Annotated in this window: 14 protein-coding genes and 1 pseudogene; 5 read left to right on the plus strand and 10 right to left on the minus strand. The window is 41.3% G+C overall.

Annotated features, from left to right (window positions below; all coding sequences use genetic code 11):
• The 3 genes from WN50_RS15145 to pcrA all read left to right on the plus strand — a co-directional run.
• Positions 1-940: endonuclease/exonuclease/phosphatase family protein (locus tag WN50_RS15145; protein WP_049559685.1), on the plus strand; the 940-nt coding region annotated here is incomplete at its 5' end.
• A gap of 265 nt (positions 941-1,205) precedes the next feature.
• A complete protein-coding gene (locus WN50_RS15150) occupies positions 1,206-2,195 on the plus strand; it encodes an NAD-dependent epimerase (RefSeq protein ID WP_046279546.1) in 990 nt (329 codons plus the stop codon).
• Positions 2,196-2,302: 107 nt separating this feature from the next.
• Positions 2,303-4,645 carry a DNA helicase PcrA gene (gene pcrA / locus WN50_RS15155; protein WP_046279547.1) on the plus strand — a complete coding sequence of 781 codons (2,343 nt, stop codon included), beginning with the start codon at positions 2,303-2,305 and terminating at the stop codon, positions 4,643-4,645.
• A 368-nt stretch (positions 4,646-5,013) separates the two neighbouring features.
• Here pcrA and WN50_RS15160 read toward each other — a convergent pair whose 3' ends face one another.
• The 7 genes from WN50_RS15160 to WN50_RS15190 form a co-directional block, all read right to left on the minus strand.
• Positions 5,014-5,382, minus strand: coding sequence for a YccF domain-containing protein (locus WN50_RS15160; protein WP_046279458.1), 369 nt, complete (start codon positions 5,380-5,382; stop codon positions 5,014-5,016).
• Between the two features lie 32 nt (positions 5,383-5,414).
• Complete coding sequence (locus WN50_RS15165; RefSeq protein WP_046279459.1) at positions 5,415-6,035, minus strand: tetratricopeptide repeat protein; 621 nt, start codon at positions 6,033-6,035, stop codon at positions 5,415-5,417.
• Between the two features lie 136 nt (positions 6,036-6,171).
• Positions 6,172-7,251, minus strand: coding sequence for an RNA-guided endonuclease InsQ/TnpB family protein (locus WN50_RS15170; RefSeq protein WP_049559688.1), 1,080 nt, complete (start codon positions 7,249-7,251; stop codon positions 6,172-6,174).
• Positions 7,252-7,309: 58 nt separating this feature from the next.
• Complete coding sequence (locus tag WN50_RS15175) at positions 7,310-8,395, minus strand: ATP-dependent 6-phosphofructokinase (protein WP_046281523.1); 1,086 nt, start codon at positions 8,393-8,395, stop codon at positions 7,310-7,312.
• Between the two features lie 365 nt (positions 8,396-8,760).
• Positions 8,761-9,219, minus strand: coding sequence for a hypothetical protein (locus WN50_RS15180; protein WP_046281522.1), 459 nt, complete (start codon positions 9,217-9,219; stop codon positions 8,761-8,763).
• 120 nt (positions 9,220-9,339) lie between these two features.
• Entirely contained in the window at positions 9,340-9,882 is a 543-nt protein-coding gene (locus WN50_RS15185; protein WP_046281521.1) for a hypothetical protein, read from the minus strand.
• A gap of 444 nt (positions 9,883-10,326) precedes the next feature.
• Positions 10,327-11,610, minus strand: a complete 1,284-nt coding sequence (locus WN50_RS15190; protein WP_046281520.1) for an FGGY-family carbohydrate kinase — start codon at positions 11,608-11,610, stop codon at positions 10,327-10,329.
• 228 nt (positions 11,611-11,838) lie between these two features.
• Here WN50_RS15190 and WN50_RS15195 point away from each other — a divergent pair, with 228 nt between their 5' ends.
• On the plus strand, positions 11,839-12,504 hold the full coding sequence (locus WN50_RS15195) for a peptidoglycan-binding domain-containing protein (RefSeq protein WP_046281519.1): 666 nt from the start codon (positions 11,839-11,841) through the stop codon (positions 12,502-12,504).
• A 90-nt stretch (positions 12,505-12,594) separates the two neighbouring features.
• On the opposite strand, the gene WN50_RS15200 is transcribed toward WN50_RS15195, so the two are convergent.
• Positions 12,595-12,945 (minus strand): hypothetical protein, encoded by a 351-nt coding sequence (locus WN50_RS15200; protein ID WP_046281518.1) that lies wholly within the window; start codon positions 12,943-12,945, stop codon positions 12,595-12,597.
• Between the two features lie 255 nt (positions 12,946-13,200).
• On the opposite strand from WN50_RS15200, the gene WN50_RS15205 reads away from it, so the two are divergent.
• Positions 13,201-14,445: a bifunctional sterol desaturase/short chain dehydrogenase gene (locus tag WN50_RS15205; RefSeq protein WP_046279668.1), complete on the plus strand. Its 1,245-nt coding sequence runs from the start codon at positions 13,201-13,203 to the stop codon at positions 14,443-14,445.
• Between the two features lie 70 nt (positions 14,446-14,515).
• Here WN50_RS15205 and WN50_RS15210 read toward each other — a convergent pair whose 3' ends face one another.
• Together WN50_RS15210 and WN50_RS15215 are read right to left on the minus strand one after the other, a co-directional pair.
• A complete protein-coding gene (locus WN50_RS15210) occupies positions 14,516-20,314 on the minus strand; it encodes an AAA family ATPase (RefSeq protein ID WP_046279669.1) in 5,799 nt (1,932 codons plus the stop codon).
• Between the two features lie 318 nt (positions 20,315-20,632).
• Positions 20,633-21,184: pseudogene (locus WN50_RS15215) on the minus strand (serine/threonine protein kinase); the annotation flags it as partial.
• Positions 21,185-21,441 lie beyond the last annotated feature (257 nt).

Below are 21,441 nucleotides of genomic sequence, written 5' to 3' on the forward strand. Positions count from 1 at the left end.
GGCGGCAATTGCAACTTTTCTGGGTTTTTTGGGTCGCCAATGGTGGGTTTTCCAACTCCTCGATCATTTGCGAGTTCAATTGAGTTTAATTTTACTGCTGGCTATTTTATTAAATGGGATTAAATATCGCTTTTGGAGTTTAGCTTTTAGTCTCCCCTTATTCCTGAACGTCCTGTTAATTTTGCCTTTGTTTATCCCACATTCTCAAAATATTAACGCTGTTCAAGGGAATAATACTGCTCAAAATTCCTTACAGTTACTTCATCTGAATCTTGACCGCAACAACACAAATTATACACCCACACTGCAATATTTAGACCAACAAAATGCCGATCTAATTTTTCTCCAAGAAGTGACACCCGCATGGTTAAATCAGATTGAATCTAATCTTACTCGTTATCGGGTTGTCGAGTCCCGTCCGCTAAAAAATTCTCATGGAGTTGCCTTTTTAGTCCCGACAAATTTACCCCCATCTCTGCAAATTAAAAACACAGAAATTCTTCATTTTCCCTCAAATTCCGAACGTCCGATGATTGCCACTCAGATACAAGGGAATCAAACCCTATCTATTCTCAGTTTACACGTTACTCGTCCTCGAAATAACGGCACTTCTAACTTTCAACAAACTGAACTAGATGCAGTAGCCGCTTGGAGTCAGCAACAACAAAATCAGGGAAATCAAGTAATTATAATAGGTGACTTTAATCTTACCCCTTGGTCAAGTCGATTTCGTCAGTTTTTACAAGCCGCTCATTTGAGAAATTCTCAACGAGGTTTTGGACTTCAACCCACTTGGTTAGCAGGTTTACCTCCTTTTATGATGATTGCAATTGATCACGCGGTGTACAGCGAGGATCTGATGACTTTAGACCGAAAAATAGGCCCTAAACTTGGCTCAGATCATTTACCGCTTTGGCTAGAAGTCACTCCCAGAGGTTAACTCAGTTGATTGAGGATAGGGCTTGAAAATTACCTAATACTTAACAATTTTGATAAAATATGCTATGACATTAATAGAACGGTTAAAATCATTGAAACGGGTTGCATTTGTCTAAGCTGTTCTTTGCCGTTACAATTAGTGCATAATCTTACAGAACAGCGACTTGCTAATCTGAAGCTCTAAAGCCGATTAGTAAATTGGGTCTATAGAATCAACGTTAACACCAAAAGAAGTCAAAACCTGAAGTTTAGAAGGGGAAAGTTTTGTGAAAATCTTAGTGACAGGCGCGGCTGGATTTATTGGATTTCATTTGTCTAAAAGGTTACTGCAACGAGGGGACACCGTTATCGGATTAGATAACCTCAATTCCTATTATGATGTTTCTTTGAAAAAAGATCGACTTGAGCAAATCAGTTCTTCAAAAGATTTCACCTTTTATCAATTAGACTTGGCCGATCGCGAACAAATAGAAAAGCTCTTTTCTGAACAAAAATTTGAAGTTGTTGTCAATCTAGCCGCTCAAGCCGGAGTTCGCTATTCTATCACGAACCCCCATGCTTATGCTGATAGCAACCTCACGGGTTTTATGAACATTCTCGAAGGTTGCCGTCATACAAACGTGGGTCATTTGGTTTTTGCATCTTCGAGTTCAGTCTATGGGGCAAACAAAAAAATACCCTTTGCGGTTGAAGATAACGTTGATTATCCCGTCAGTTTATATGCAGCCACAAAAAAAGCAAATGAATTAATGGCTCACAGCTACAGCCATCTCTATAATATGCCCTTAACAGGCTTACGTTTCTTTACCGTTTATGGGCCTTGGGGTCGTCCAGATATGGCAGTTTTTCTGTTTACAAAAGCCATTCTTGCAGGAGAACCTATCAAAGTCTTTAATTATGGTAAAATGCAACGAGATTTTACCTATATTGATGATTTAGTTGAAGGCATTGTCCGGGTAATAGATAACGTTCCTCAGCCCAATACAGAAGCTGAAAGCAACTCAAAAGCTCCTTACAAAATCTACAATATTGGCAATAATAAACCCGTTGAACTTTTGCGAATGATCGAAGTTTTAGAGAACTGTATTGGGAAACAAGCCGTCAAAGAAATGCTTCCGATGCAACCCGGAGACGTGCCGATCACTTATGCAAATGTTGATGCTTTAGTTCAAGACGTTGGCTTTAGTCCCGATACCCCAATTGAAGTCGGAATTGAACGATTTGTAGAGTGGTATCGGACTTATTACAACTGCTAATTCTAACTTGATAAGTTTCTCTGTTACTCCTCCCCTGATTAATTTTAGTCAGGGGAACCTTGAACATGGTAGCCTAAACTATAGCGGAAAATTTCCCTTTTGCAGCCATGACTCAGACCGTTGACTTCCTTAGCCATCTCAACCCCTGCCAACGCCAAGCCGTCGAACATTTTTGCGGTCCGATGCTCGTTGTGGCGGGAGCAGGTTCGGGTAAAACTCGGGCGTTAACCTATCGCATTGCCAACCTATTGCGAACCCATCACGTTCATCCCGAGAATATTTTGGCGGTGACATTTACCAACAAAGCCGCCCGAGAAATTAAAGAACGAGTCGAGACAATCTTTTCTGAACAACAGGCGCAAACTCAGTATCAAAAACCCTTTTCCGCCTTGACTCCCCCCGAACAAACGAAGTTGCGATCGCAAGTTTATCGCAGTATTACTAAACATCTGTGGATGGGAACTTTTCACAGTCTTTGTGCGCGAATTCTTCGCTACGATATCAACAAATATACCGACGAAAAAGGCAGACAGTGGCAACAAAACTTCTCGATTTTTGATGAATCCGATGCTCAAAGTTTAGTCAAGCAAATCGTCACCAAACAGCTTAACTTAGATGAGAAAAAGTTCGAGCCTCGAAAAGTTCGCTATCAAATTAGTAACGCCAAAAACTTAGGGCTTTCTCCCCTAGCTTATCAACGAGAAAATCCTGAATATAATGGTCGAGTCATTGCCGACGTTTACAGCATCTATCAAGATAATCTCGCCGCCAATAACGCCCTAGATTTTGATGATTTAATTCGAGTTCCCGTTGAACTATTCCAGCAAAACGAACAAGTTCTAGCCTATTGGCATCAAAAATTCAGCCATATATTAGTCGATGAATATCAAGATACCAACCGCACTCAATATGATTTCATTCGGCTATTAGTCACCAACGGCGAACATCCGAGAACCTTTAACAACTGGAAAAATCGTTCAATCTTTGTCGTCGGAGATGTCGATCAATCGATTTATTCTTTCCGCATGGCAGACTATACCATTCTGTTAGAATTTCAAGAGGATTTTGGGGACGGTTTAGCCGATGACGACACCCGCACCATGATTAAATTAGAAGAAAACTATCGCTCACGGGAAAATATTCTCGAAGTCGCCAATCAACTCATTCAAAATAATACCACCCGTATTGAAAAAGTATTGCGTCCGACACGCGGAGAAGGGCCGCCTATTTTCTGTTATCAAGCCGACGATGAAGCCGCAGAAGCCCGATTTATTGCCACTCAAATTAACAATTTAACCCAACAACATCCCGAATTAGGTTATGGTAGTTTTGCAATACTTTATCGCGTTAACGCTCAATCTCGTGCCTTAGAAGATGCTTTAATTAAAAGCAATATTCCCTATCGAGTTGTGGGCGGCTTAAAGTTTTATGATCGCAAAGAAATCAAAGACGCAATTTCATATTTACGAGTGATTGCCAATCCTGCTGATAGCATGAGTTTAATGCGAATTATCAATACACCCCGCAGAGGAATTGGTAAAACTACCATTGATAGCTTAGTCAATGCGGCGCAACAATTGGGCGTTCCCCTGTGGGAAATTGTCAGCGATCAAGACTCAGTAAATACCTTAGCTGGACGTTCAGCAAAAGCTGTTAATCAGTTTGCTCAAATGATATCATCTTGGCAAGAACGAATCGCATCCTACACGGTGCTTGATATTTTAGACGGTGTAATGCAGGAATCTGACTATATTCTAGATTTGACAAATCAAGGCACAGATGAAGCCGAAAGTCGCCTTGAAAATATTAAAGAATTGAGTAACGCCGTCGCACAATTTCAAGAAGATTCTGAAGATACAACCCTCGGCGGATTTTTAGCCAGTGCTTCTCTAGCGTCTGATTTAGATAATCTCCAGGAAGGGGAACAAGCCGTTTCTTTAATGACGCTTCATTCCGCCAAAGGCTTAGAATTTCCGATAGTATTTTTAGTGGGAATGGAACAAGGATTATTCCCCAATTTCCGCAGTTTAAATGATCCCTTAGCCCTCGAAGAAGAACGGCGACTTTGTTATGTGGGAATTACTCGCGCAAAAGAACAGTTATTCCTCTCACACGCCCGAGAACGTCGTCTCTGGGGATATTTAGAACCCTGCATTCCTTCGATGTTTTTGAAAGAATTACCCCCAGATCTCATCAAAGGTTATCTCCCGGTTACTCAACCTGCAAAATCAACTAAAAAGACTCAAAAAACTCCCGAAAAAAAGAATCAAACCCCCTCAAAAGTCGAAAGCTTTGCTGTTGGCGATCGCGTACTTCATCGATCTTTTGGAATTGGAGAAGTCACCCATATTTTTGGAAACAAAGGTAAAATATCCATCGCCGTTAAATTCACAACTTCCAGCCCGAAAATTCTTGATCCGCAGATTGTTCCTTTAGAAAAATTAGAGTAAAATTTGATGGGGATTTTCCCCCTAATAAAAGTTTATATGATCATGTCCGACTAATCAAGAATCATTCTGTAGGGGCGGGTTCTAAACCATCTCTGACACCTATTACTAAATTAAAAAAACCCGCCCCGCCTTCAGAACACGCATTAATCAACCGGACATGGTATGATAGGAAAAAGTGATGAAAATGGTCAACTTTTATTAGATGAACCTTTAGAGATTAAATCATATGAAATCGAAAAAATAATGCTACAGATCAATTTCCTGCAAGAGGGGGCGGGTTTATTAAGATGATGTGTGGGATATATAAATGGGTTCGGAACCCGCCCCTACAGCATTATCAATCATATGTAGCAAATATTTAATCGTTTTTAACGAAGTTCTCGCCCAAAAGGAAATAGAGCCAGTGGAATCAGTTTAAAATGTTGTTGAGCAAAAGGAATCCCGATAATCGTAATCAATAAAATCAGCCCATGAACTAAATGAGAAAGGGCAATTTCCCAACCAAAAAAGATCACCCAAATCACATTAAAAATCATCGTAAAAGGATTAGAAAAACCTTCTAACACCACATTTTCTTTGCCAAAGGGCGTCATGGTTGCAAAACCGAGTTTAATCGCTTGCAGTCCAAACGGAATGCCAATAATCGTTAAACAAGTTGCCAGCCCACCCAAAATATATCCTAAACCCGAAAGAAAACCGCCAAAAATCAACCAGATAATATTTCCGATCAGACTCATTTTTTATTCTCCTTTATAGCGTTAACGGCATTTTACACCCATTCTCGTAACGTTTGATGCACAACAGCCAGATGCCACATATAATCCTCTAAGGGGTATTCAGAAGCCGCTTTGATAATAAACTCTTTGGCTTGCGCTTCATCCTGTTGGGCTTCATAATACAATCCCACATAGAGATGAGCATAAAACTGTCCTTGTTTTCCTAACTGTTTACCCGTTTTAACTACATCTTCGGGCTGACAATTTCCGCAAAAAAGTTCATAAACCTGTCGCATCACCTGGCGGGGATCATTACGCACAGATAATAGCGCATCTCTCGCCGCTTCCGCCCCTAAAAGTTGAGCCATACAGAGATATCGCCAAATCGTTTCTTCCACATCTTGCGAATTAACGACTAAATCCAGTTCAAATTGATTCGCTCCCGCTTGAAATTGTCGAACATAATAATAGGATAAGCCCCGTTGCCACAAATAAGGCTGAAGGGTTGGTTCAAGTTCTTCGGCTTTGTCAAAATCTTGAATCGATTCTTCGATTTTAGCCAATTTAAAATGAACCATCCCTCGCTGAATATAAGCTTTGGGATCAAAGGGTCGAGAAGCAATTTCATCGTTCCAATGAGCCAATTGATTTTGGAGAAACTCTTGACGATTCATATCAGAAAAAACAGTTCCGGGTGACTAAACATAATCATCTCACTGCTATCGAAAACTGATATAACACGGTATAAACCGTATTAATGTTTCGTTCCTGCATCACCCCGGACTGTCGGCAGCACCCGGTCAGACAGGCTCAAACCGAATAGCCTTCGGCGTAATGCTTTAAGTTGAGGCTCGCATTCAAATCGCGATCAATTGATATGTCGCAAGCTTCACAGATGAAAACTCGTTCTTTCAGTGCTATTTCTTGAACGTGACCGCAATTTGAACAGGTTTTAGTTGACGGATAGAAGCGATCTGCAAAAACCAGAGTCGAGTCGTACCACGAGGATTTATATTCGACTTGACGACGAATTTCATAAAGAGCAGAATCGGCAATAGCACCCGCTAACTTGTGATTTTTCAACATCCCAGAAATATTCAAGTCTTCTAACCCGATGACTGCGTGGTTTTTCCATAGCCATGAGGTGAGTTTGTGAATTGTATCTTTCCGAATGTTGACAATTCTTTGTGAAGCTCTTGCTAATTTGAGCTTGGCTTTATTCCTGTTGTTTGAACCCTTTTGCTTTCTCGAGAGTTCGCGCTGAAGTTTTGCCAGATTTTTTTGAGCTTTTTTGTGAGCTGCTGGATTAACAAAAATAGTACCATCTGAACAGGTCGCCAATGCCTTAACCCCAACATCAACACCCAAATAAACTCTTGATTTAACAGTCTGTTCTGGCTCAAACTCGTAGGCTACAGACAGATACCAAGAATCAGCGACTCGACTAATTGTGACTCGTTTAGTCTGAATTTCCGGGAGGGGTTCATAAGTGAATATCCATCCAATAAAAGGAAGCTTCAATCTCTTCCCCGAAAACCTCATTACCTTGCCACAGTTATCAATCGTAAAGCTATCGTTTCTGCCTTTTTTCTTTAATTTAGGATGTTTGGCAACGCCTTGAAAAAAGCGACTGAAAGCTTCTCCCAAGTGCATAAAGGCAAATTGATAAACTCTAGAACTTAGCGTTGACTGCCAGGGATAGTTTGGCTTAATGTGATTGGTGTAGAACTTTTTTAGCTTATTCGTTGAAGGTTTTAAACCCTGCTTGTAAGCTTCATTCCACATCGCTAACGCCCAGTTCCAGACCCACCTAGAATATCCGGCGTGGGTCGCCATTAAGGTTCTTTGACGGTTGTTAAGTTTGAGTTGGGTTTGAAAGGCTCGTTGCATAGATCTATTATCTGATCTTACAGATCGTACCGTTTTGTACCATAAATCGTCTACTAAGTTACTTCTCTCCCAAATAGATGCCCATACTACGAGCCGTTTTCACTAAAATTTCATTGGGATCAACAGCCCGATATTGAGCGATCGCCTCAGCAATGGGGACACTATCGACCTCTCGATTATGCCAAATCACCATACGATCATATTTTTCCTCAGCAATTAAATCAACGGCCGCCACCCCAAAAGCCGAACCAATCACCCGATCCGTCATCGTCGGTGTTCCGCCCCGTTGAACGTGACCTAAAACCGTCACTCGGGTTTCCGCCCCACTACAAGCCGCAATTTTATCCGCTAAATATTGACCAATACCTCGGAGTCGAGATTCTCCATGAAAATCTGTATTCGTCAGCGCCTCTCCGCTTTCTGTACGCACCGCCTCAGCAACGGCAATCAAACAATAGTTTTTACCCTGTTTTTGACGTTCGCGAATTTGGTCACAAATCTTTTCCAAACTATAGGGAATTTCTGGGATCAAAATCACATCCGCCCCACCAGCAATTCCCGCTCGTAACGCAATATGTCCGGCGTCACGTCCCATGACTTCCACAATCATCACCCGACTGTGACTGGCTGCGGTAAAGTGTAAACGATCAATTGCCTCTGTCGCAATCGTTGCAGCCGTGTGATATCCTATCGATAATTCCGTACTTCCGACATCATTATCAATCGTTTTGGGAATACCAACGAGATTGAGATTTCCTTGTTGGGCGATTTTTCGTAAGATCGCTAAACTCCCATCTCCACCAATCCCAATTAACGCATCTAATTCGAGTAGATGGTAGCCTTCAATGATTTCACCACATCGATCTTGTACGCTTCCATCTGGCATCGGAAACGCAAACGGATTCCCTTTATTTGTCGTTCCCAGCATGGTTCCCCCATGCGTCAGAATTGACTGTACTTTCTCAATCGTTAAATTGATAGCATCCGGTGGACGAGACATCAAACCATTCGTGGCTTGACGAATTCCCCACACTTCCCAACCGTAAGTCCCAACTGCTCGATATACGGCGGCTCGAATGGCTGCATTCAAGCCTGCACAGTCTCCCCCACTGGTTAAGATGCCGATGCGTTTGTGTTCTCCCATAATTCACATCCTGCACTCACGTAATTTAAGATTAAGTCTTCTCCGTTTCAATACCGCTAAATTTTCTTCTGACTTAATCTTTTATGTATTAGTACCCAGTGGTTAAGACCTGGCTTACTGATTTTAACAGCAAACTGTACTTCTGGCGATCGGCTGATTTAAAAGTTCATACTCCCGGTCAAATTCTCTGATGTCCCCCTCTGGGTGCTTTCATATTTATCTTACCCTGAGAATTCAAACCCGACTTCAATCAAAAAAATAGCAGACAGAACGCTTTAATTGTTGCTCTGTCTTGCTATCATAAAACTTAAGCACTCGTTAACTGAGAAATCACATTTTTGCGTAGGTGAAAAGTTCAGTTCATCTTAGAAAGGGCAGCTAATAGGAGGAAATTGTGTTCCAGCGTTGATGCGGTTGTAGCCATTCAGGTCAAGAATTACACTTGTATAAATGACTTTCTTTCCTTCTTTTTTACCCCGACGAACGCGCAGAGAACCCGCCACATCCCAAACAACAAAATCTTCTCCACAATTTCTTAAAATGGCTTCATCACCGGGTTCGGACAATTCTACCGCAGCACCTGTAATGGTATTTCCATTCACTTGACCGCTAATACAAATATTATTAGAACTATTCGCTTGACTCAATTGACCTGTGATATTATTTCCTTTTTTACGGAATAAAAAGATTAAAGATTCAGTTTGAGCCAGTTCTGTTTCTGTAATAGGAGTGCTAGCGGTTACATAGCGATAATTTCCATCCGGTAAGCTAGAAACTTTGGGTTGAGAATAAGATTGTTGGGTTTCAGGTTTGATTTGTACCACGGTAGAACTCCTTTGCTGGTTTACTTATTTGCTTAATTACAATCTAACTTTTCAGTCTTCAGGATGAAAGTCACTTGTTCGAGTGACATAAAACTTTGATAGCCCTGATGGGTTAACCTTTTAACTTTTGAGTGGAGATTTAGTAGAATGAAGTTTCACCTGTTCCCGAGGATTTTCTTGAATAAATTCCACTTTCAAGGATTTAAAACCCTCTCGAATTTCTTCTATTTGCACCTCAGTTTCTGCTTCATATTCCAGATCACTCCGTAAGTTATCCGCTTTCACCAAAATTAGTTCATAGAGAGAAACTCTCTTACTCATGGGAACAGAAGCGATCCAACCATTTAAAGTGAAAGCGACTGTTCCTAAAGGTGTGACTAATTCTTGGATTTCAGGCTTCTTGGAAGATCCACAAATAGCCGTTGCTGCGGTTAATGCTAGTGCAATTCCAATTGACCAACGATTAAATCGTCTTGACCAGATTAACTCTTTATTCTTTTCGGCTTGATAAGCCTTGATTTCCTCAGTAAGCTTGACTTTTTTATTCCCTAAATCTTCATTACTATTCTCATGTTTATCCCCTTGCTCTACAGGATTTAAGGAATCATCAGGCGGAGTTGATGTTGTCGATTCAGAATGGGTTTTAATAGTGGTAGATGTCATGGTTGATTCCTCCTATGCAGGATATCTTTAAGGTTGATAGTTGTGTATTTTTAATCTAACGTTTAGCTGAATCAGCTAACAGTCACTCATTTAAGTGAAGTCAGTTTGTGAGCTAAATATCAGATTCAGTTGCTCTTAATCACACCCAAATCATTGATTCTAATTTACTTCTCTTTTCTCTCAGAGTTACCCTGTAATCCGGATAAATTTTTACTAAGATCACCCTGAATCAGTCACCTTTTTGAGTGATGTTTTAACATCAGTTGATCTAAGTGTCACTCATTTGAATGATACAACTTGACATTTAATAATAGGGGCCTATGGCATAAGCCCATATCCGTGTTTTTAGTTGATGAAACACTCGGTTTTTCTACTTCATCGTAGAAACAGCTATTCAGCAAGCGAGACGCTTGCACTACTGTTATCCTTTTCAATATTTTTTGATCAGCGATTTTGCATCGCTAAACGAGCCGCACCATAAGCAGCAGCAGTATGTATCGGTTTCACCATTGGTACTTGAAGATAACGTTCTCTCATCCTCGCCCAAACTTGATTTTTAGCCCCTCCTCCGGCTGTATAAACTTGAGTTAGCGGCGTCGCGCCTAACTGTTGCAAAAGTTGATAACCCTGGGCTTCAATACGGGCTATACTTTCGAGTAAACCGTGCAGAAACTCTACAGAATTCTCAGGGCGAGGTTCAAGTCGGGGCGGAAGTTCAGGATCATTAATCGGAAAGCGATCGCCTTTTTTTAATAAGGGATAATAATCTAAGGGACTGCTAAGATTAGGATTAATTTGCTCACTCAGCGTTTCTAATTCTTCATCTGTAAAAAACGCCCGCAATACCGCCCCCCCAGTGTTTGATGCGCCTCCAGTCAGCCACAAGTTCCCCAAACGATGGCTGTAAATACCATATCGAGCGTTATTAACGGGGGTATGGCTCAACAGTTTTAACACCAGAGTCGAACCCAAGGAAGTCACCGCTTCACCCGGAGAGGTTGCGCCACTGGCGAGAAAGGCAGCTATACTATCGGTGGTTCCCGCACAGACAACACAGTGTTTTGGTAGGTTGAATTGTTCAGCAATTTCTGAAGTAATTGCACTGATCGGGGTTCCCGGTGCCACCACTTTAGGCAATTTGAGTTTGAGGCGATTTGACTCACAATTCACTTGATTTGTCAACCAACCAGGGTAGCATAAATGAGTGATGTCGTAGCCAAGTTTAAGCGTGTTATGATAGTCGCTAATACCAAGTTTCCCATGTAGCAAAAACCCCAACCAGTCCGCTTGATGCAGAAAGTAGAGCGGCTGAAAAGGAATGCTTAATTCGGAGTGATGATGTTCCCACCACAGCAGTTTTGCTAAACTAGAAGTCGCACTCAAAACAGGATGATTTGCCGGGGCGATCGCTTTTAATTGTTCCATGATTTCCACCCCTCGTCCATCGTTATAAAGCAGAGGGGATGTAATGGGTAAACCCAGTTGATCGCACAAAAGAGCCGTTGCTGATGTACCATCAATCGCGATCGCCTGAGTCTGTCTGCGAAGTTCTAAGGGGATTTTGCCAATTAAATCAAATAAAGTTGTTTTCCAAATAGAAGGCCATTCATCAGGGGAAGAAGATGCAGGAAATGGAGATTCTGCTTCCCCATAGATTTGACCTTTTATATTGGTAATCACCAGACGTCCGCCGGAAGTTCCAAAATCAATCCCGATGTAAAAATTCATCTAAAATTAACCCCAAAATAGTTTTTAACTTCAGATTTTAGAGTATGATAGTGGGTTTGTGATCAATGATTAAAACCGAGCATTTATTAACTTTTGATAAAAAGTACGTGATCGAGTATTTTAGCTCTGGACTTTTAGGCAATTGATGGTTATAAAGTAGGATATACCAGGGAAATCCCACCGGATTAACCCCTGAAGAAATACTTTAACGAGCTTGCAGAGGATTTCATGGATAACCTAGCTTTTACTCACTTAGTCTCCGCTTTTGAATCACCTCGTCAGTCCAATGTTGACGGGAGCCTCGTTCTATTCCGGGGTCTAAACTGGAATAAAGTATCTGGTGCTTGCTGGCTACCGATTGTCTCTCTGGCGATTGGCGCTGCTGTCGTTAGTGCCAGTCAACCTGCCAACGCCGCACTGTACTATGGTGATCGCGGTTCTGATGTCAAAGAGGTTCAGCACAAGCTGGCTTACTACGGCTACTTCCATTACAACGCCACTGGCTACTACGGCAAGCATACCAAGCACGCGGTTAAAGCATTTCAGTATAGCCAAGGTTTACACGCTGATGGTATAGTTGGCCCTAGCACGGCTGCTGCGCTGGGTTTGAACTGCTATAGCAGCTCCTGCTACAAGTCTAGCTATCACAAGCCTAGCTACAAGCAGGCCAGCCATCACAAATCCTATGGCTCTAGCCTGAGTCATGGTTCTAGCGGCTACAAGGTTGTCAAGCTGCAAAATAAGTTAGCTAACTATGGCTACTTCCATGCCAATTCTACTGGCTACTACGGCAAAATTACTGCCCATGCTGTGAAAGCTTTCCAGCGTGACTACGGCTTACACGCTGATGGTGTTGCAGGCCCGAGAACCCTGGCTGCTATGGGTATTTATTAATCTCCTTTAAAGCCCATCAAAAAACCCTACACCTATTATAGATGTAGGGTTTTTTCAGTTAGATTTCGTTTTCAAAAACCGTTAAGCGAACTATTTTTTCATGTCCCGAGCCATTTTGAGGAACTCGTCCATCTTCGTGTCAGGACGCCGGCGCTCTGTAGATGGGGTGGGAGCGGAAAAAGAAGAGGAAGAGGAAGATGAAGGAGTAGAAGCGTTGCCATTAGAAGCAGGTTTCGACATCTCCATCGCCGCTTTCGTCATAGAATCAGAGACCTTAAAGGGCTGTCCACCGGACATCTTGGGGAAGCTCTTCTTGACCTCTTGCTGCTGACGCATGAATTCAACATTGCCAAAGGTTTTGGCATCGTCAGAATCCAGGTAGAAAGCCCCTGATTCAGTATTTTCTGACTTTTTACCAAATAAACCAAATAGTCCTGCCATCTAATACTCCGAATAGCTGTATGATAATTTTTCGTCCTTATGTAAAATATTATCAAATTTTATGTAAATATGAATCGAATCTTAATTTTTTCACGGCTGGCTCCTGCTATTGAGTAGAGAAGGGGTAGAAGTCTTAAAATGTCTATATCTCTTGACTAGAGGTAGATTGAAACCGTCATAGAGTTCTCAACGACTGCACAGAGGCTCACTCAACAGACCAACTCAATATGAGAAAAATTAACAGGTAATCGGTTTATGATTAATGTTTGGATCGGACATATCGCTTGGGGACTGGGTACTGTACTAGGAGCCGAACTGGTGAGAGATTTTTACCACGTCCTGTCTCACATTTGGTCGCCCCTCTACCGTTGGCACGTTTGGCATCATCGGGTATTTCGTCCAGATTATACCGTTGTCAGTGACCAAATATATCGCCAGGGAAACTGGTATCACGACGTACCCGAAGCGATCGCCATGCTAACATTTAGCTTAATATTTGGAATCATCGCCCATTATTTCGCCCCTGAACATCTTGGGTTTGCGATCATTGGTAGTGTGTATAGCCTGAGTTTTTTGTTTCCGGCGATCGCCCGAGGAATGGGTATTCCCAAAGTCGATCAATTAACAGATATTACTCATCTTCCCGGACAATTTTTGAGTCCGCCTTCTCACTGGTTTGTTAACCGTCCCTATCACTGGCGACATCACTTTGACAACCAAAACGCCTATTTTTGCGGTACCCTGACATTTGTAGATAAACTGATGGGAACAGCACTTTCTCTCAAAGGTAAAACAATTGCAGTCACAGGCGCTTCTGGAACATTAGGGCGATCGCTTTTGTTACAACTTCATCAAGCAGAAGCCAAAATTATCGCCCTGACTTCTAGAGATGAAACGGTGACTCTCAATGTCAAGGGCGAAGAATTTCCGGTCAAAACTATAACCTGGAAAATTGGAGAAGAAAATCAACTTAAAGAGTTACTTGAAAAAGTCGATATTCTGATTTTAAATCATGGGATTAACGTTCACGGAGAACGCACCCCAGAAGCGATTTCCCAATCCTATGAAGTCAATGCTTTTTCCAGTTGGCGGTTACTAGAATTATTTCTTTCAACCGTTCAAACGAACGCAGACAAAGCCAAAAAAGAAGTCTGGGTGAATACCTCAGAAGCAGAAGTCAGTCCAGCGTTGAGTCCGTTGTATGAACTTAGTAAACGAACGTTAGGAGATTTAATTACACTGAGACGTTTAGATGCGCCCTGCGTCATTCGGAAATTAATATTAGGGCCATTTAAAAGTAATCTAAATCCGATTGGAGTGATGTCGCCTGATTGGGTTGCCAAACAGATTGTTAAACAAGCCCGTTCTGATATTAGAACAATCATTGTAACCATTAATCCGATTACTTTTCTTGCCTTTCCGATTAAAGAGTTTTTTGTTTCCATCTATTTCAAACTCTTTAGTCAGAAACCTGTTTCGACGAACCGAACCTCTGAATGAGGAGATGGGGAGATAGGGAGATAGGGAGACTGATCACTGAAAAACTGTTACCTATTGCAAGATTGCCTGTTTATTTAATAGGAAGTGTAATCTCAAATTGAGTTCCGTGACCTAAAGTCGAATTAACAGAGATTAAACCTTTGTGTTTTTCGACGACAATTTGACGTGCGATCGCCAACCCTAATCCAGTACCTTTTCCGACGGCTTTCGTTGTAAACAAGTGATCAAATATTTTGGGTTTTACGGCTTCATTGATCCCATGCCCATTATCAGTAATGGTAATTTTAACATTTTCATTTTCGACTGATGTTTTAATAATAATTCGGTTAGGATTTGCTTGAATTTCAGCAAAACTTCGCCCAATATTCGACTCATCCAACGCATCAATCGCATTAGACAAAATATTCATAAACACCTGATTTAATTGCCCAGGAAAACACTCGACTTTCGGTAAGTTACCATAGTCTGTGACCACTTCCATTCCGGGACGTTTATCGTTAGCTTTGAGGCGATGCTTGAGAATTAAAAGTGTACTATCGATCCCTTCGTGAATATTGAATGGCACTTTATAATCCTTATCAGCCCGAGAAAATGTTCTTAAACTGGTGCTAATATTTTTTAATCGGTCACAAGCGATCAACATTGAATCGAGCATCTTGGGTAAATCTTCTAAGCTATAATCTAAGTCAATTTTTTCGGCGTGTTCTTGGATTTCATCACTGGGATTTGGTAGAGATTTTTGATAGAGTTTCAAGTGTTCAACAAGAGCAGCAATAGTCGGTTGAGCCTGTTTGAGACTAGCAAAAATAAAGCCCAAAGGATTATTCATCTCATGGGCAACACCCGCAACTAAATTGCCCAAGGCTGACATTTTCTCACTTTGAACAATTTGTAATTGAGCTTGTTGTAAATCCTGCAATGCTTTTTCTAATTCTTGGGATTTTTGTTGAACAGCCGCTTCTGCTTTTTTGCGATCATCAATGTCAGTACAAGTGCCAATCCATTCATAAATACTGCCATCTTCTGCCAGGAGTGGCACCCCTCGAACCGCAAAATAACGATAGTTTCCATCTGCACGTCGAATGCGATACTCCGTCTGATAAATACTTTTTGTTTCAATGGCATGAGTCCAGTCTTGAACGGTGTGTGAAATATCATCAGGATGAATGGCATTCAGCCATCCGGTTCCTTGGACTTCTTCTTCCGTTTGTCCTGTATATTCCATCCAGTGGACTGTATTGGTGTTCTCTCCTGAAACATTAGCTAACCAAATCATTTGAGAGGTTGCAGTTGCTAGAAAACGATAGCGTTTTTCACTTTGTTCTAATGCCTGGGATTTTTCTTGGGCTTGAGTATATAAACGAGCATTTTCTAGAGAAATTGCAGCTTGGGCGCAAAGTATGTTGAGGATTTTAACGCGATCGCTCGTAAATGCACCTGTTGCTAAGTTGTTCTCTAGATACACCATACCGATCAGCTTGCCCTGATGCAAAATTGGGCTGCACAGAATACTCTTTAAGAGGTGCTTCTGAATGTAAGCATCATTAATAAACTGCGGATCTATCCTGGCATCAAAGATCACAACGGGTTTCAGGCTGCGTTGAACCGTGTAAATTAAGCGAGTGGGTAACTCTTGGCTGTCTTCAACCGGATGAGGAAGCGATAAAACTGGACAACAATCAATGCCAGAGACAGCTTGAACCATCAAACCCTGTTCTTCTGATAAAATCAACACAGCTTTATCGGCTCCGGCATTTTCGATCACCACTTGCAGCAGAGTAGAGAGCAGTTTGTCTAATTCGATCTCCCTCGAAAGGGTTTGGGAAGCTTTCAAAATAGCCGCTAGATCGAAGGAATCCGAGATGCTGCATGAAGAACTCGTCGCAATAGCTGTAAGCGATGCAGTGATGGTTTCTTTGATCGAAAAAGGGGAATGACGCTGCTGCTTCAGGGGGGTGAGGAGTTGGGGATAACGTTGTTCTAAATCAATCACTTTGGCTTTCGCGCCCCAACGAGTATAACAATAATATGCTTCTTGGATATAAACTTGAGCGACCTTTTCTTTACCCCAGTCGAGGTAGAATTTAGCGGCGAGTTCATTCGCCAGCGCTTCTTCTTGGATAAAACCGTTTTCTTTGGCTCCAGAAATAGCGCGATCATAATATTCGATAGCTTCTGTTTTCTGACCCAAAACTCGATAACGTTCCGCTTCTACTAAATCAAATTTATGTTGAAAATTCATGGGCGCGTAAGTTGCCCAGTCTTTGAGTTTTTCTTGGTTATTCGCGATGCTTTCGTTCATCTGTTGCTGTTGCAGGCTTGAACAGTTTCCCAACACCGCTAAATAGGCTAAAGACTCATAGAAATGAAAGATGGGTACATAGACAAAAGCAAGTAGAGCATCCAAATATTGTTTAGCTTTCTCTACCTGTTCTACGGCTCCTTCAAAGTCTGAAAACAGATAGGAAACAACCAATTTATTAATCCAGAACAATCCTAATCCCGTGCGATCGCCCGATGTTTCATGTAAAGGAAGTTGATGCTGTTCATTGTAAGCAGTACCGCTCAACAGCAGTACGTTATCTCTCTCTCCCATTAAATTGAGCAGAATTTGTTGAGTCAACTGAGAATAAGTCAGAGTTACAGTTTGTCGAAGCTGATTGAGCGCTTCACAATATCGGCTAATTTCCGATTCCAGTTGTGGTAAATTTTCGCCCGAAAAATAGGCGTTTAAACTGTAGATCCACGCGGAATAACCCGCAAAAGCTAAATCCCCTAAGTCTAAACAAGTACAATAGGCATTTTGTAAGGGATTTAAGGTTTCGCGCAGGTGTATTTTCCAATGGCGGGTGTATACATAAACGAGTAATAATGTTTTCCCTTTTAATTCTGAATTTGGATAATGTGATAGCAGATCAAGGGCTAACTGACCGAATTCATACCCTAATTCAACATTTCTAATTACACCACACATCAATATCCCATAAGAAGCATAAGCAAAGGGGGAAGTTGACTCATTACCATAAACAACAGATAAATAAACCTTTTTTAAAACCACCAGTAAATACAATTGCGGTTCTGATAAATAAGCGACGGGTGCGGCAGATGTCAAAATGCGAGCGGCTGCTAAAATATTCACATCCGTTGCTTGGGGTAAATTTAGTAATTCGTTCGGTGAGCGTCCAGCGATCGCATCTGAGACGGTTTTAAAGGCTGTTTCTACATCTTCAGGACTGGGTGTTGCAGGCAGTTCTACGCCTAATTGTTGTAAGATAGCGAGTGCTGTGGCGATCGCTTCTGTGAACTGACCCTGAGCCGTTAAAGCCTCAATTTTCACCTGATAAACCCTGACTTGATCGAATGGGGTTTTCGCATGGTTGAGGATCTTATTTCCCAACGTCTCCATCTGCTCTAAATCACCGCCCAAATAAGCCGCTTCCGTGGCGATTTGATGCAGTGTTAGAGTCAATTCATACTGAGTTTGCCAACAGTTTTCAGCTAGTAAATTAATACCCAGTTTAGCATATTTCAGGGCAGCGAGATATGCAGTAGCCGCTTTTGCCTTGCGACTTGCCATCAAGTTAAACTGTGCTAGTTCCTGACGTTCGGTCAATTGGGTAATTAATTCAACGGCTATATTCAGTTGACTAACGATTTCAAAAATGCGGTCTTCGAGGTGAGTTTCTGGTATGTTATTCCGAAGTAATTGTCCAATCTTCAGGTGAACGGGTTGTTTCTCATCGCTGGGAATCAAAGAATACGCAGCTTGTTGAACGCGATCATGAAGGAATTTATAACTAACAATCTGTGAATGTTCTTGAGAAACCGCTTGATTGACTTCCCCAACATAAAACTTATAAACTTCACTTTGGGGCAAAATTAACCCTTCTTGCAAGGCTTTCCATAAACTTGCGGCGGTTTCTATTTCTGAGTGTTCTGAAACAATGGCTAAGGTTGCTAAATCAAATTGATTTCCAATACAAGCCGCTAACTTGAGTACATTTTGGGTTACTTCTGGCAACTTCTGCAACTGCAACGCCATAAATTCAACGACATCATCTGTCAGTGCTTGTTGATTGATCTGGGGAAGATCACATTGCCAACATCCCTCTACTAAATTGAACTTGATTAGCCCATCTTGATGTAATGCTTTCAGAAATTGCGTGGCAAAAAATGGATTTCCTTGAGTTTTTTTATAAACCAATTCAGAAAGCGGCAATGCAAATTTTTCTGTACATTTCAGGGTATCAGCTACTAACTGATTGATTTGCCTTTGACTTAAGGGTTTTAACGTAATGGTATGAATGGCGGCAGTTTTTTCGATTTCACTTAAAGTTAACATTAACGGATGGGCTGGATTCACTTCGTTATCCCGATAGGCCCCTATTAAAAAAAGATGTCCGGTATCAGCCATTAATAACTGCATTAACTTCAGCGAGGCTGAATCAGCCCATTGCAAATCATCTAAAAATATCACTAATGGATGTTCAGCCGTCGTAAAAACTTGAGTAAATTTTTGAAATAATAAATTAAATCGATTTTGTGCTGCCGTTCCTGATAATTCTATAGCGGGCGGTTGTTCACCCATAATTCTTTCTAATTCGGGGATGACTTCAATAATCACTTGTCCATTTTCCCCAATGGCTTCTAATATTTTGCTTTTCCATTGCTGGATTTTAGTCTCGCTTTCTGTTAATAATTGCTCGATTAAATCTCGAAAGGCTTGCACAAATGCACTGAAGGGAATATTTCGTTGAAATTGGTCATATTTTCCTTTGATAAAATAACCCAGTTTCCTGACAATCGGTTTATGAACTTCGTTGACTACGGCTGTTTTTCCAATCCCAGAAAAACCAGCGACTAGCATGAGTTCTCCTCTTCCTTCTGGGGGATTACTGACTCTTTCAAAGGCTTGCAGGAGGGTTTTTACTGAGGTTTCTCGTCCATAGAGTTTGTCGGGGATGATCAAGCGATCGCACAGATCCCGTCGCCCGATTTCAAAAGATTCAATCTCACCCGTTTTTTGAAGTTCAGTTAAACATTTTTCTAAATCATATTTCAGTCCCAATGCACTTTGATAGCGATCTTCGGCATTTTTTGCCATCAATTTTTCGATGATTTCTGATAAGACAGATGGAATTTTTGAATTAATTTCATGGACTAAGGGTGATGCTTTGGCAATATGATAATGTACTAACTCCATCGGATCACTAGATTGAAAAGGCAATTCTCTTATGAGTAATTCATAAAACGTTACACCTAAAGAATAAAAATCGCTGCGGTAGTCAATTCCCCGGTTCATTCTGCCAGTTTGTTCGGGGGAAAGATAGGCTAAAGTCCCTTCTAGGACGTTAGGATTTTCGATTTCTGGGGTTTCTTTGGGTAGCAGCGAGGAAATACTGAAATCTATCAGCTTGACTTCTAGGGTTTCGGCTTGAATGAGAATATTGGCAGGTTTAATATCTTTATGAATCACCCCATATTGATGCAACTGCTGTAGGGTATCTGCGAGTTGAATAGCAATCAAGAGAAATTGCTCTAATGTCAGTGGTTTTTCCAGGGTAAATCGCTCCAAAGAAATGCCACCAAAATCTTCCATCACCAAAGCATAGCCATTTTGGTAGGGTTCTAAGTTGTAGGGTTTGATAATACCTGGAATCTCTAAATTTTTGGCAATGGTATACTGATTCCGAAATTGCACCAGTTCACTAAAAGTGGGATATTGCCGTTTTAGAAGCTTAATGACTACAGGGAATTTGTCATCAATACGGACGGCTCGATAAACTAATGTTCGACTCCCTAAATAAACGGTTTCGGTAATTTCATAGTTAGGAATATTAACAGTTGTTTGAGAGTTGGAGTTATTCATAGTCAGAGTTGATTGAGAGTTGAGCAGGAAGTCTGTTGTTTTAATGATTTGAATTTTACCAATAAATTAACTTTTTATTTCGGCTTTACTAGGTCAAGTGATCACAAATTCTGTTCCTTCTCCCAGTCTAGAGTTGACGTGAATCGTTCCCCGATTCTTTTCAACTACAATTTGACCTGGGATTGCTAACCCTAACCCTGTTTCTTGTACTAGGGGTTTCGTTGTCAATAAAAATGTATCGGCTATTAAGATGATCAAGCGATCGCACAAATCCCGTCGCCCAATTTCAAAGTCTTCTATCTCACCCGTTTCTTGAAAATGCACCAACTCCATCGGATCATTGAATTGAAAAGGCAATTCCCCGGTGAGTAATTCGTAAAACGTCACACCTAAAGAATAAAAATCACGTTGAGTTTCGGGTTGAATCAAAATATTGGCAGGTTTAATATCTTTATGAATCACCCGACAACGATGCAGCCCGGAGAGCGTTTCTGTCAGTTGCAGCCCAATGTTAAGAAAATCGACAATCGATAGGGGGGTTAAGTGATGATCAGGATTTGCTGTTGTTGGTTTGAGGTAATCTGCCAGGGAAATACCGCCCACATCTTCCATAATTAGGGTATAGCTCTGACGATACCGCTCTAACGCTAAGGGTTTAACCACAGTGGGTAGCGCCAGATTTTGAGCAATCACGTACTGGTTGCGAAATCGGACTAATTCTGCAAAGCTTGGGTATTCCTCTGGCAGCAGTTTGAGGACGACGGGATACTGATCGGTTTCACGAATCCCTCGATAGACCAGGGTACCTGACCCAGCATAGAGCTGATTGATAATCCGATAGCCTGGTAAATCGATATTAACGGTATTCATGCTCAACCCCTCCGATCAACCTGCGAAAAATCTTTCTTTTAAGCCCAAAAATTTTCCCTCGTTGCGATACTGTACAACGAATCTGCTCTGACTTCCATTATACAAAGGTTTCCAGTTGCATTGATTTTTGAGCTTTTAACTGAACAATTTGAGGGTTTTTTTTTAAGTAAAGACGATAAAATAACAAATAAGCCAATTAGTGATCAGTGAATCCTAATTGGCTTTCTCTATTTCTGATTGTGTATTAAATTTTTGTT

The organism is Limnoraphis robusta CS-951, from assembly GCF_000972705.2.